The sequence below is a fragment of the Posidoniimonas corsicana genome, from assembly GCF_007859765.1.
GTDB classification, from domain to species: Bacteria; Planctomycetota; Planctomycetia; order Pirellulales; family Lacipirellulaceae; genus Posidoniimonas; species Posidoniimonas corsicana.
In genome coordinates this window covers 2,018,121-2,031,115 of sequence record NZ_SIHJ01000001.1, presented here as the reverse complement: position 1 = coordinate 2,031,115, position 12,995 = coordinate 2,018,121, and the positions used below count along the sequence as shown (strand labels likewise).

Annotated in this window: 9 protein-coding genes; 5 read left to right on the top strand and 4 right to left on the bottom strand. The window is 63.0% G+C overall.

The features are described from left to right. The first annotated feature begins 83 nt into the window (after positions 1-83). Together KOR34_RS07755 and KOR34_RS07750 are read left to right on the top strand one after the other, a co-directional pair. Positions 84-1,163 carry an integrase core domain-containing protein gene (locus tag KOR34_RS07755; protein WP_146563704.1) on the top strand — a complete coding sequence of 360 codons (1,080 nt, stop codon included), beginning with the start codon at positions 84-86 and terminating at the stop codon, positions 1,161-1,163. Positions 1,164-1,174: 11 nt separating this feature from the next. Beyond that, complete coding sequence (locus tag KOR34_RS07750; RefSeq protein ID WP_146563702.1) at positions 1,175-1,429, top strand: hypothetical protein; 255 nt, start codon at positions 1,175-1,177, stop codon at positions 1,427-1,429. 82 nt (positions 1,430-1,511) lie between these two features. On the opposite strand, the gene KOR34_RS07745 is transcribed toward KOR34_RS07750, so the two are convergent. Then, a complete protein-coding gene (locus KOR34_RS07745; protein ID WP_146563700.1) occupies positions 1,512-8,645 on the bottom strand; it encodes a hypothetical protein in 7,134 nt (2,377 codons plus the stop codon). 129 nt (positions 8,646-8,774) lie between these two features. Continuing rightward, positions 8,775-9,662 carry an IS1 family transposase gene (locus KOR34_RS07740; RefSeq protein WP_146563697.1) on the bottom strand — a complete coding sequence of 296 codons (888 nt, stop codon included), beginning with the start codon at positions 9,660-9,662 and terminating at the stop codon, positions 8,775-8,777. Positions 9,663-9,767: 105 nt separating this feature from the next. Here KOR34_RS07740 and KOR34_RS07735 point away from each other — a divergent pair, with 105 nt between their 5' ends. Genes KOR34_RS07735 through KOR34_RS07725 form a run of 3 tightly spaced genes read left to right on the top strand, consistent with a single transcriptional unit; the run spans position 9,768 to position 11,746 of the window. After that, positions 9,768-10,100 carry a type II toxin-antitoxin system RelE/ParE family toxin gene (locus tag KOR34_RS07735; RefSeq protein ID WP_146563695.1) on the top strand — a complete coding sequence of 111 codons (333 nt, stop codon included), beginning with the start codon at positions 9,768-9,770 and terminating at the stop codon, positions 10,098-10,100. Positions 10,101-10,118: 18 nt separating this feature from the next. Further along, positions 10,119-11,234, top strand: a complete 1,116-nt coding sequence (locus KOR34_RS07730; protein WP_146563693.1) for a HigA family addiction module antitoxin — start codon at positions 10,119-10,121, stop codon at positions 11,232-11,234. Between the two features lie 2 nt (positions 11,235-11,236). Beyond that, positions 11,237-11,746 carry a hypothetical protein gene (locus KOR34_RS07725; RefSeq protein ID WP_146563691.1) on the top strand — a complete coding sequence of 170 codons (510 nt, stop codon included), beginning with the start codon at positions 11,237-11,239 and terminating at the stop codon, positions 11,744-11,746. On the opposite strand, the gene KOR34_RS26540 is transcribed toward KOR34_RS07725, so the two are convergent. Next, positions 11,743-12,081 (bottom strand): hypothetical protein, encoded by a 339-nt coding sequence (locus tag KOR34_RS26540; protein ID WP_197531238.1) that lies wholly within the window; start codon positions 12,079-12,081, stop codon positions 11,743-11,745. The two genes, KOR34_RS07725 and KOR34_RS26540, sit on opposite strands and share 4 nt — an antisense overlap. Before the next feature lie 351 nt (positions 12,082-12,432). Then, a complete protein-coding gene (locus KOR34_RS07715; protein WP_146563689.1) occupies positions 12,433-12,774 on the bottom strand; it encodes a DUF1580 domain-containing protein in 342 nt (113 codons plus the stop codon). Positions 12,775-12,995 lie beyond the last annotated feature (221 nt).

Below are 12,995 nucleotides of genomic sequence, written 5' to 3'. Positions count from 1 at the left end.
CCGAGTCCAGCGATCTCGACCGAGAATCCCGGTCGAGAATCGGGTAGATTGGGGGCTCCGAGCACGTTTCGCCAGGAGCCCGCATGACCACGTCTCTGCAACCTTGGCATGTCGCCTTCATCTGGGCGGTTGGCTGGGTGAATCGTCAGCAGCAGTTGGTGATCGAGTACCTCTGTGCCGAGAATCGGGTTTTGCGAGAGCAGGTTCACAAGAAACGCATCCTGCTGACGGATGACCAGCGAAGAAGGCTGGCCGTGAAGGGGAAGGAGCTGGGGAGGAAGGGCCTCGAGTCAATCACGACCCTCTTCACGCCTGACACCATTCTGCGTTGGCACCGCCAACTGGTGGCTCAGAAGTGGGACTACAGCCAGCGACGCATGAGGGCCGGGCGGCCGCCGGTATCCGAAGAAGTGACGAAGTTGATCGTGCGGTTCGCGAAGCAGAATCGGTCGTGGGGCTACCGGCGGATTCAGGGAGCGCTAGCCAACCTGGGCCACGACGTCTCGGAATCGACGGTCGCCAATGTCATGAAGGCCAACGGCTTAGAGCCGGCTCCGATCCGTAGGAAACGAACGCCTTGGAAGGAGTTCTTGAAGGCGCATTGGGACCAGCTCTCAGCGGTCGATTTCACTAGCGTTGAAGTATGGACTCCAAGAGGCCTGATCACGTTCTACGCCTTGTTCGTGATCGAGCTGAAGTCGCGTCGGGTCACCTTCGCCGGCCTGACGACTTCCCCGAACGACGCCTGGATGCAGCAGGTCGCGAGGAACCTGATCGATGACGAGGACGGCTTCCTCAAGGACTCCAAGTTGCTGCTAATGGACCGGGACACGAAGTTCTCCGCCGCGTTCCGCCACACGCTGAGCCTGGGCGGCGTGCATGCACTGCGGCTGCCGCCGAAGACGCCGAACCTGAACGCCTACGTCGAGCGATTCATGCGGAGCCTCAAGGAGGAGTGTCTCGACCGGATGATCTTCTTCGGCGAGGGCTCGCTTCGAAACGCGATTCGGCAATACCTGGAGCACTACCACACCGAACGCAATAACCAGGGAATCGAGAACCGGTTGATCGAAGAGCCTGACGAGCAGCCGCCGGACGGTGTAGTCCAGTGTCGCGAGCGGCTTGGCGGGATGCTCAAGCACTACCACTGGATGGCCGCCTGAGGAGAATCGCCATGATCGGTTGGTTGAGACGTTGGGCGGAAAGAATGATCGAGCGTGAGATCGCTCGACGCATCGAAGAGACGCGGCGTCTGAAGGAGCAGATCGAGCGTGAGACCGGAGAGCCGATCCGGCTCTCGGAAGAGGAACGAGCCAAGCTGGAGCGGCTGGCGGAAGGGATGGACAGGGAGACGCTTGACAGGATCTCGGCGTACGGTCCCGAGGCTACCCTGTCACGCGGAACAAGCGAAACCAACAGCAGCGAATGATCTAGAACGATAGCTCGTTGGAGTTATTGGACCATACGGCATCCGTGGAGTGCTCCGCCGTGACGGAAGAGTGACTGGCAGCTCACCGGGAGCTCCGCGACCGCAACTGCGCGGAGAGGCAAAGCAAGCAGGAGAGGGCGAGGCCCCCTGGCTCCGGGACTGCAGCGGGGGAAGCCAATACGCCGGTGGCGCCGTAGTTCGTGCGCCAAACCAGGTAGTCCGATTGGGTGACGTGGCCGTCGCCGTCCGCGTCGGCCGACGTGAATGGGGCGACCTGTTGATCGAGGCTGTCCCGCCAGAGGGTGTAGTCGGCCGCGTCGACTAACCCATCGGCATTGAAGTCGGCCGGGTTGAGCACGGTTACGAGCCCGCTGACCAAGACCTGGTTCGCAATCGGGTCGAGCGTCACGGTGGCCGACGACACGTCCCAGTCGGGCGCGAGCGAGCCGTCGATCGTCCAAGCGGGGTTCGTCGGATCGGCCTGCGACTCGGGGTACTCAAAAAGAACGAACTCGTCCGACAAACTCGGCGCCCCGCCGAGTTGCACGATGCGTAGCGTCGCGGAGGCGCCGAGCGTCAGGCTGTTGCTAGCCACGATCGAATCGGACTCGGTTCCGTCGTACTCCCACTCGTACACGGCGTCGTCGCCGAATTGGAGGCTCTCGACCGTCAGCGTCCCGGGGCTCGACCCGGGCGTCACCACGCCATCGACGCCGATCACCACGTCGCCCGGCACGAACCCGCCGCCACCCAGCTCGGCGCCGCCCGCGAACGTCGCCGGGCCGCCCGGCGAGATGAACTCGCCGTCGACCTGCAGCGAGCTGCCGGCGCCCGTTTGGGTGTACACGCCCGAGACCGTCAGCGTGCTGCCGGCTCCGATGACAACGGCGCCGCTGTTGGCCAGGTCGCCCACGGTGGTGAAGTCGCGGCCCTCGGCGATCTCGAACACGCCGAGGTTCTCGGCCAAGGGATCGATCGCGGTCAGCACCGACCCGGGGCCGTGCAAGCGGACCGCGGAGTTGTTGATAGTGATCGTCCGCGCGCCCAGGTTGATCGCTGCGCCGTCACGAACGATCCACTCGCCACCGGTGAGGGTGGTCCCCGAGTGGTTATCGAAGTTTCCGCCAACAGTCACCGACGACGCGATCACGTCGAGCGTGCCGCCGTTGGCGAACCAGTTGATCGTCGCGGCGGCGCCGGTGTTCTGGACTTCGCCGCCGCCCGGATTCTCCAGCCGGACGATGCTCCGAGGCGTGACGAGGTCCATCGTGAAGAGGCCCTCGTTGCGGAGCCGAGCTGCGGTGTAGGCTCCCGAGCCGAGCGCGCCGTCGGTCCAGGTCAGGGCGCCTTGGTTGATCAGCGTTGACTTGATGACCTTGCCGTCGGGGCCGCTGATGACGCCTTGCCCGGTCAGGACCGGCTGCCCCGTTGATGTGCCGAAACCGCCGCCGGTCCAGTTGATCTGGTCGGCCACGAACTCGGTCTCGACCTTGATCTCGCCCGCGTTGAGGGTCAGCGTGTCGGTCACGGCCGGCGTCGGGGTGTTGAAGGTGGTCGCGCTGTTGATCTCCGTGGTGTCGACGTCGTACGCGCCGTTGAACGAAGTGGTCCCCGCCAACGCGCGGAACTCCTCGCCCGTGACGCTGCCGTTGTACTTGTGGTCGGCGCCGAAACCGACGCTCGACTCCAGCACCCCGTCCGTGATCACGAAATCGCCGTCGCTGCCGTTGGTGCGGTCGCGACCGATCCGCAGCGCTCCCCCGCCGGTGATCTCGACTTGGCCGTCGTTCTCGAAGCCGCCGTTGACGCCCACGTTCGCTCGCACGCCATTCGTGTGGCGGACAACCCCGGTTGCGGTGTTGTAGACGTAGCGGAGCGACCTCTCGGTAGCCAAGCCGATCGAGAACGTACCCTCGTTCTGGATGACGCCGTTCTGGTTGTCGGAGAAGCCCCCGTCTAGCCAAGTCAGTGCGCCCTGGTTCACGACCCGGCCGGTCAGGGTCTTGCCAACGGGGGTGTCGATCACGCCCGAGGTGGTGAGCACCGTCTCGCCGGCCGCCGTGGCGAAGCCGCCGCCGTTCCAGGTGAGCTGGTCCACGGTGAGCGTCGTTCCAACCATGACGGTCCCCGCGTTGATCGTCAGCGTGTCGGTCACGGCCGGCGTCGGGGTGTTGAAGGTGGTCGCGCTGTTGATCTCCGTGGTGTCGACGTCGTACGCGCCGTTGAACGAAGTGGTCCCCGCCAACGCGCGGAACTCCTCGCCCGTGACGCTGCCGTTGTACTTGTGGTCGGCGCCGAAACCGACGCTCGACTCCAGCACCCCGTCCGTGATCACGAAGTCGCCGTCGCTGCCGTTGTCGAAGTCTCGGCCGACTCGAAGCGTGCCCCCGCCGGTGATCTCGACTTGGCCGTCGTTCTCGAAGCCGGTGTTCGCGCCAAGCGTCGCCCGAGCGGTCCCCGTGTGGCGGATCAGGCCGGTCGCGGTGTTCCGGAAGTACTGGAAGCTGTGATCGTCAACGAGTTCGATAACGAACTCGCCCTGGTTGACGAAGTACTGCTGGTTGAACGTGCCGGTGAAGTCGCCGTCGACCCAGGTCGCGGTCCCTTGGTTGATGAGCCCCGGACCGGTGTTCAACTGGCTTGTCGTGTCGAAGGTGCTCTGGCCGGTGATGGTCAGCGCATTCGTCCCGCCGAGGTGGGCCGCGGTCCAGGTGAAGTCCTCGACGGTCATCGTCTGGTTGAGCGTCAATGTGCTGCCAACGTTGTTCAGCGTCAGGCGACTAAGCGTGACCGGCACATCGACGTCGACGGTTCCGGCATTGATGATCGCGTGGTACTTCAGCGAACCGTCGTTGTTGGGAACACGGAGCAGGTCCCAGTTCAGGACCGAGTTCCAATTCGAGCTCCCCCCTACCCAGAAGATTTGCTGCGGCTCGCGGACGAACTCAGAGAAGACCACGTGGTCGGGGTTGAACGGGCTGGTCGGGCCGTAGTCGATTTGGGCCGACGCGAGGCCGCCATCGAACAGCACGCGATCGCCCGGAGCCACGTTGGCAAACGTGCCGCTCAGGCCGTCGGACGTGAGCAGCACAAGTTGATCGTTGATGCTGAGCGTGTTCTCGACGTAGTCGACTAGTTGAAGGTCGAGGTCGCCGCCGAGCGAAACGCTGCCGGTCGAGACCAGGCGGTCGAACCCGGGGTTGAGCACGTTCTGGTTGGTGATCTCAATCCGCAAGTCCGATCCAGGCGCGTAGGCCAGCGAGCCGGCCGTGGTGAACGCGGTCCCGTCGCCCGGCGAGTGGGTCCCCTCGAAAAGCACGTTGTCGAGGAGGCCGTCTCCCTCGATCCAGCCCGTGAGGGTGATCGGCTCGGCGGCGCTCGTCCCCGTGATCGGCGCCGCGATCTGGGCCGGAGTAGCAGAACTGTTCGGCGTAACGATCGTGCCAGATCCGGCCGCGGAGCCGCCCAGCACAAACGACGGCGTGTCGAGCACGCCGCCCGCGAGCGTGAGCACGCCGCCCGAGTCGATTGTCACGCTGGGGGCCGTGACCGTCGCCCCCGTGTCAACGCGCAGCTCGCCGCCTGCGGCGACCGGGATAGGCACGGTGGCGGTCAGGATGGCTTGGGCGTCGAGCACGCCGGCCACGTTCAGGGCGACGTCGTCGATCGCTGCGGGCGCGGATTCGACCCGCAGCGTTCCGCCCGACTCGACGGTGAGCGACCCGGCGCTGTTGGCAAGGGAGCCCGCGATTGTCGCGCCCGAGAGCTCGGTGGTCCCGTTGGTGATGCGGACCTGTTGCCCGGCTCCGAACCGGATCGCGCCGCCGGTGGTAGAGAAGATCCGCGCCGGCGCGAAGAGCCCGGCCTCCTCGAAGAGAACCTCACCGGTCCCGAGCCACTCGCCGCCGACCGCGTTGAGGCGACCTCCGGTGAACCGCGCGTTGGCGTTGGCAGTGAACGAGCCATCGATCGAGAGGGTTCCATCGTTCCGCACTTGGAGCAAGACGTTGGTGAGCGTCGGCGAGTCGGTCAGTAGCAGCGAGGAGTCTTCCGCGACGATAACTTGCTCGAACGTCACGGGTTCTGTGGTCGAGCCGACGATCTGCCCGCCGCGGAGCGTCACGTCGGTCGGGAACCCCGATTGCTCGAAACGCAGCTCCGAGAACTCCAGCGATATCACGCCGTTGCGGTTGTCGATCGTGGTCGCGACCGGCGTCAGGCCGTCGACGTCTTCGGCATGAAACACCAGCCGCGAGCTGCTCCCGATCATCACCTCCCCGTTGTTTACCAGCGTGAAATCTTGGAGGGTGGCGTCCGGGGCGAAGAAGCTCGTGTCACTTTGCAAGAGCGTCACGGTGGCGAACTGGTCGAGCTGCACCAGGCCGTCGTTCACCAGCGTCACCCCCCCCGAGCCGGAGCCGTACACGTACTGCTGCCCGAACTCGCCGAACTGCAGCGTCTGGTCCGCGCCGATCGTTAGCGAGCCGCCACCCGAGAGCTCTAGACTCGAATTCGAATTCAGCTCGGCAGTCCCGGTCCCGTTCAGGGCCGAGTCATTCACGAAGCGGAGTAATCCGCTGTCGACCCGCACGACGCCGTCGTTGGTCAGGTCGCCGTCGATCGATAGGGTTCCATCGTCCTGCACTTGGAGCAAGACGTTGGTGAGCGTCGGCGAGTCGGTCAGTAGCAGCGAGGAGTCTTCCGCGACGATAACTTGCTCGAACGTCACGGGTTCTGTGGTCGAGCCGACGATCTGCCCGCCGCGGAGCGTCACGTCGGTCGGGAACCCCGATTGCTCGAAACGCAGCTCCGAGAACTCCAGCGATATCACGCCGTTGCGGTTGTCGATCGTGGTCGCGACCGGCGTCAGGCCGTCGACGTCTTCGGCATGAAACACCAGCCGCGAGCTGCTCCCGATCATCACCTCCCCGTTGTTTACCAGCGTGAAATCTTGGAGGGTGGCGTCCGGGGCGAAGAAGCTCGTGTCACTTTGCAAGAGCGTCACGGTGGCGAACTGGTCGAGCTGCACCAGGCCGTCGTTCACCAGCGTCACCCCCCCCGAGCCGGAGCCGTACACGTACTGCTGCCCGAACTCGCCGAACTGCAGCGTCTGGTCCGCGCCGATCGTTAGCGAGCCGCCACCGGCGATCTCGATCCGTGGTTGAAAGGCCTGGCCAGATGGGCCCACCGTCCCCGACACCGTGGTCGTACCGGTTCCGTTGATCGCCGAATCGCCTACGAAACGGAGCAAGGCTCGGTCGGCGAGCACCGTGCCGTTGTTCGTCAGGCTTGGGCCAACTGTTAGTTCACCGCTGTCGTACGACCGGTAGGTCGTTCCGGCATCGACCACGAGACCGTCCTGTAGCGCGTAGGTCGAGTCCTGGCCGATCGCGATGTCGGCCGCTTGGAGCGTCACGCCGGGGCCGAGGGTCAGCGCTGCGCCGTACTCCACCGCGATCGTCGCGCCGTCGACCACCGCGGCACCGTTGATCAGCAAGTCCCCCCCCGAGGAACGCGCGGCGCCGCCGCCGGTGATCAGCCCTCCTTGCAGCACGACCTCGCTCGTGAAGTTGGGTTGGTCGAAGACCAACTCCGCGCCGGGACTGAGCGTGATGACGCCCCCTACGTTGTCGACCGTGGTGACCGGCGTCGACGCGGTCGACGAGTCGCTCTGCAGCGTGAGTCGCGAATCGCTCTCCAGCAGCAACTCGCCCCGGTTCTCCAGCGTGAAGTCTTGCAAGGTCGCCGCGGGGATCGGCGAAGCCGCGTTGTCCGACAGCAGCACGGTGGCTCGCCCGTTCACTCCGACTTGCACGAGGCCATCGTTTGTCAAGGTCAGGCCCCCCGAACCGGTCCCGTACAGGTAACCGTCGTCGGGGGTGTTGAAGAGCAGCGTCTGGTCGGCGCCCACGGTCAACGATCCGCCGCCCGCGAGCTCGATGCGTGGCGCGACGCCGAGAACGCCGGCGGACGTCAGCGTGGTCGTTCCTACGCCGTCGATCGTCGTGTCACCGACCACGCGAAGCGTCGCCCGTTCGGCGTTCAGCGAGCCGTCGTTGGTGATCGTGGGGCCGATCGCGACAACGCCGCCTCGGGTCGACCGGTACGACGACCCCGCGCCGATCGTAAAGCCGGAGGGGACGTCGCCGGTGGACCCGTCTCGAACCTCGACATCGGCCGACTGCAGCGTCACGCCGACGCCAAGCGACAGCGACGCGCCATTGAACACTTGGACCGACACGCCGTCGATCACGGCCGCGCCGTCGACGACCAGGTCGGCGCCGGCGCTGGCCGCACGCAGATTCCCGCCACCCTCGATCACGCCCCCCTGGATAACCAGCTCGCCGTCACCGACGACGAGCGACGACGCGGGGATGATGTCTATCACGCCCGACACGTTGTCGATTGTGAGCGACTGACTGACCCCCGGGGAGTCGTCAAAGCTGATGTTTGGGCTAGTCAGCGGTGCGGTTTGGAGCTCTCCGAAGTTGGTGATCAGGTGGCTGTCGCCGGCGCCCTCCAGCGGCCCGTTGAGGACCGCGGTCAAGCTGGGCGAGGTCGTCAGCTCCGCGTCGCCAACGAAGGTAGTCGTGCCGTCGAGTTGCAGCGTGGTCCCGGAGTTGCCCGAGAGCGTGACGTTCGGCCCGATCGTGACGCCATCCAAGATCGACGGCGCCCCGTTTTCGGTCCGCTGAACTTGCGAGTTCTGCAGCTCGACGCCGTCCAGAAGGGCGGTCGCGTCGCTCATGAGCACCTGCACGCCTTCGATCACACCGCCGGTGACGCTGGCCTGCTCGCGGAGCTCAAGCTTGGCGTCCTCCACCCCCATCCCGAGGACGGTTCCCGAGACGACGAGGCCCACGTCGTTGAGCTGTAGGCTGGACGACGCTTCCAGGAAGAAATCGTCCAACGTGAGGGTACGGACGCCGCTGTTGGCTTGGAAGACGAACGCGACGCTCTCGTCGATCGTGACCGAGTCGACGGCGCCATCGACCGCGAAGTTCGCGCTAGAAGAATTGCCAAACGTGGCGTCATCGCCCACGGTCGGCGCGGTTAGGGAGTCGAACCAACTGACCGGATCGTCGAAATCACTGAGGCCGACGCCCGGGTCCCAGAGGAAGTCTTCCGCCCCCGAGGGAGAGGGGGCCGATGCGAGAAGAACCGCGGCCGCCCAGCAGAGTGGGTGCAGGCGGGCCAACAGTGGGTGGGATCGCACTTCGAACATCTCCCAGAGGCTGGCGAGACGGCCACGGGCGTCTCGCGGGAGTCGAACGATTCCATCCGCAGCGGGACACCCTACCTGATGAGGCCCGCGATGTCAAATTTCAGTGATTCCGGTAGTGGTTCACTTTGAATCCGAGCCTTTTGAGGCCGCCGGCAGGTAGTCGGTCAGCCGGCCGCCCACCTTGGACTCCTCTTCCTCGATCATCTTGACCAAATCCAGCACCGTCAGAGCCTTATTGGCGATTCCCGCAGCCACGGCGGGGGTCGTCTTTAGCGTCTGGTGCTTGCGGATGAAGTTGTAGTGGAAAAAGTGGAGGGCGACCGCATGGGCGTGGTTCTCGATCTTCTTCGAGAACGCATTGGTCAGCCTCGTAAATCTGCGAATGCTCATTCTCATCGTCAGATTCTGCCGCTCGACATAGCTGGTGCTGATGTGCTCCGGGTCGGGCTGGCCTGCGGCAACCTCGCGCCTGCATCCGATGCACTCAGCCGGGCTGTAACGCTTCTCGCCGTCCGGGGTCTGGCCGTACATCTTGACCAAACGGGCGTAGTCGATGTTGCCGCCGAAAGCCAAGTCAACGGCCGTCAGATAGGCATTAAGGCCATCGCTGGTTAACTGGACGCGATTCGCCAGCCGAGCCGCAACGTCCTTGCAGAACGCAATAGCGTCTTGCTGGTCCCGCAGTCCCACCAGGAAGCTCACACAGAGCTTGCTGTCGGCGTCGATAGCCGTCCAGGTCCAAACGCTGCCCAGCCCGCCGGCGCCACGCTCGACCGCCTTGTCCTTGCAGCCGCAGAACGACCAAATCTCGTCCACCTGAACCCGTTTCGATTGCAGATCCCGGACGGTGATGTTGTGGTACTGCTCGCAGAACGTGCCCGCGTCGGCCAGCAGCCGGAGCACCGTCACCTTCGACGCACCGACCATGCGGGCCGTGGCGTTGATGGAACTCCCCTCGACCAGGGCGGAGAGGATCATGGCTCGCTTTTCAGTGCTTAACTTTCTCATGGCGTCAGCATGCTTGAGCGGTCAGGCATTGTCAATATGTGAAATTGTGAAACACCATTTCACAATTGCATATTGACAGGCCGATAAGGTTCGCTAGAATTGGGGTTGAAAGGCATCAACACCCCATCGCACGCCATGGAAGTAAGGCATGTTGACAGCGATTTAGAAGACGCCGAGCGCAACCCAGAGTACCGGGGCGCCCTCGATCGCAAGCGCCTGCGCGATTTCCGAAAAGTGATGAATGTGCTTCGGCAGGTCAGCAATGAAACGGAGTTGCTGCGTTTCCGCAGCCTCAATTACGAACGACTGAAGGGCAAGCGGAAGCACGAGCATTCAGTTCGCACCAACAAACAATGGCGCCTGATCTTTGAGATCGAGAAGCGGGGTGGGCCGAACAATAACGTTTTGGTCATCAAGGGCATCGAAGATTACCACTAACACAACAAGGAGGGACTGATGGATACTTTCGTACCCGCAGAACCAATTCCTCCTGGCGAATACCTACAGGACGAGTTGGACGCTAGAGGCTGGACTCACGAAGACCTTAGCGAGGTTACCGGGATCACTCGCCGGCAGATTGCGAACATCGTAAAGGGCAAGTCTGGCGTTACCCCCGAGTCTGCGAAAGCGATCGCGGCGGCTTTCGACCAAGAGCCAGCAACTTGGATGAACTTTCAAGTCGCATTTGAGTTGGCCAATGCAGCAGTAGAAGAACGTGAGATCAGGAAGTTAGCGCGCCTCCACGAAATGCTACCCATTCGCGAGATGCGACGACGCAATTGGCTGCCAAAGAAGTGCTCGACCGAAAAACTCGAAGACGCCGTATGCTCGTTCTTGGAGATCGGAGATTTAAGCGAGCGGCCCAAGTTGTGCGTTGCTGCGCGAAAGTCCGACGACTACACATTCAATAATCCCGCTCAGCTAGCGTGGTACTACCGTATCAAGAAGGTCGCCCCCGCAGCGCCCGTTGAAGGTAAGTACAGCGACTCCAACTGGGCGCCGGGAGTTGAAGACCTCCTGAAGCTCGCTGCAAATGCCGAAGATGCTAGGCGCGTTCCTAGGGTTCTGGCTGACATGGGTATTAGATTCGTGCTGCTTCAGCATATTCAGCGAAGCAAGATCGATGGAGTCGCCATGTGGCTTGACGACGACTCTCCAGTAGTTGGGTTGTCGCTGCGATACGACCGCCTAGACAACTTCTGGTTCTCGCTGCTGCATGAGCTAGTACACATCAAGCACAAACATGCCAGCCCCGTAGATGAAGAGATCGGCCCCAAGGAGGGCTTGGACGATATTGAAGTAACGGCCAATAGCGAAGCATCTGCCACGCTGGTTGCGCCAGAAAAGCTGGAATCATTCATACGGAGATGCGGACCGGGATTTCAGATGACCCGAGTGGTTCAGTTCGCGAGGTCGCAGGGCATTCACCCACATATCGTGGCAGGGCAGCTTCGGCATCGTGACGTAATTAAGCACTACCAGCTTACGAAGCTGAATGAAAAGGTTGCGTCACATATTAAAGGTCAAGCACTTACTGAGGGCTGGGGAGACTTCATTGCACTGGAGCACTAATTATGAGCACTACCAAGCACCGCGCCGCCTCAAGGAGCTATAGCGAGCAGTTGCAGGAACTTGCTGATCGCTACTTTGCGGAGGCGGGCCAAGAAACCGCCACCGCCAAGGAGATTGCTGCGTGGGCGTTGTCACACGGGCACTGGGAGCCGCCGGCCGACTTGGTTCTGCGAAAGTGCAGGGAAGACTTCGCGGACGCAATGCGGGAGCAGTATATCAAGGATGACGACGGCAAGCCCGTACGGGCGAAGCATGTCGCCAGATACACCAGGGGTGATGTTCAGCAGCACTTGTGGGCTGACATTCAAACCGCCCCGCGCTCCTTTATGGAACGCGCATTTAACCAGAGGCGGGAGCAGATCGTAGGCGATTGCCGCCAGCTAGACCGCGATGTCGAGTACTACAACTGCAAGCACGCCGACGAGCTGCCTATTCAGATGGTCTTTGATTTCACTGATGATGTGGAGGAGGGCAAGTTCTCCGGGGACTATCGCCCCCCACAACCTCGCTAGCGATTGTCCGTGTTCCATCGTGCCGCGGCGGCCTTCCTGGCAATCTCAGATCTTTTGGTGGCGCTTAGGCTTTCCGCGCGTGCCTTGCCGCCCTTAAGCCCGCCAGCCCGCCCGAGCGACGCCGCTGCCCCCTGGGCCGCCGCATCATGCCCCGCCTCAAACGCCGCCCGAAGCAGCGTCATGCCGCGTTCGTCCACATTCTGAATCTGGGCGGACCACTCCTGCCACGCTGCCTCCGCGTCTGCCGGCAGGGCGTCAGAATCCCCGACAGACTCGGCCACAATGCGGGACGCGTTCTCGTTGGGGTCGGGATTGTGTTGCTTGTCTCGTGCCATGCCCCCATTCTAGCAGGGGCGTCCCGTTCTGCGACGGGCGGCTAGATTTCAAAGTGAACCACTACCGTGATTCCTCGCGGAGCACAAGCGGATCGCCGAACGGTAGTGCTTGAATCCCGATTGCGGACCGCAACTAAGGATGCATCGAATCAGGCAGGGTGCCGAGGTTGGACCACTCGCCCCGACCTAGCGCTGCACCAATCCGACGAGGTGTTCAAGACCTCCGAGGCTGTGCAATCGTTATGACCACGGAGCTCCGGCTTTCGCAGCAGTTCGCCGCGAATGTCGCGTCCATCGCCATGCATGCCGCTTCGGACCTGCCCGCGAACGCGAACACCCTGGCGCAGCCAGCTAGGACTGCCTTTTGTTGGCGTCCCTGCCCAGCAGACCGCGCGCCGCGAGAGCGTTGCGCAACACAGCCGATCGGCGATGCTCCATAGGGTCAGCCGGCCCCGTGCCCATGAACCGCTGCAGCGCTTCGACGCTAGTGTACCGGACGCCACCGATCTCATAGGATTCGAGTACTTTTCCACGGACGCCGCGCTGCACCCATCGGTAGATCGTCGACTTGTGCACCTTCCGTCCCCGCCGGCTGGGGAGCCATTCGGGCACATCAGGTAAGGCAATCAGGATCTCCTCGTGAACCCTTTTTTCAAGTGACCAGCGGGCATCTCTGGAGGGCTCTTTGGGCATGGTTCTCTCCTAGGTCGAAGGGGTTACGTTGGGTGCCTTTTGCGTGCCTCGATTGGCGGGAGCTGGTCAGCGGGGTGCGTCGTGTTCAAGAAGGTTGTCCAACGAGCCAGCCCGTTGATTCAGGGTCGGGAGCTGCGTTGAACGGCTCTTGGCGTGACGTCAATTGTCACGAATCGCTCCGATCTATCAACGGCGCATGGAGTCGGGTCGCGAATTCTCGC

What these genes read in the sequence shown, in the direction of transcription:
- KOR34_RS07755 (WP_146563704.1), top strand. Translation starts at nt 84, where the DNA reads ATGACCACGTCTCTGCAACCTTGGCATGTCGCCTTCATCTGGGCGGTT.
- KOR34_RS07750 (WP_146563702.1), top strand. Translation starts at nt 1,175, where the DNA reads ATGATCGGTTGGTTGAGACGTTGGGCGGAAAGAATGATCGAGCGTGAG.
- KOR34_RS07740 (WP_146563697.1), bottom strand. Translation starts at nt 9,662, where the DNA reads ATGAGAAAGTTAAGCACTGAAAAGCGAGCCATGATCCTCTCCGCCCTG.
- KOR34_RS07730 (WP_146563693.1), top strand. Translation starts at nt 10,119, where the DNA reads ATGGATACTTTCGTACCCGCAGAACCAATTCCTCCTGGCGAATACCTA.
- KOR34_RS07725 (WP_146563691.1), top strand. Translation starts at nt 11,237, where the DNA reads ATGAGCACTACCAAGCACCGCGCCGCCTCAAGGAGCTATAGCGAGCAG.
- KOR34_RS26540 (WP_197531238.1), bottom strand. Translation starts at nt 12,081, where the DNA reads ATGGCACGAGACAAGCAACACAATCCCGACCCCAACGAGAACGCGTCC.
- KOR34_RS07715 (WP_146563689.1), bottom strand. Translation starts at nt 12,774, where the DNA reads ATGCCCAAAGAGCCCTCCAGAGATGCCCGCTGGTCACTTGAAAAAAGG.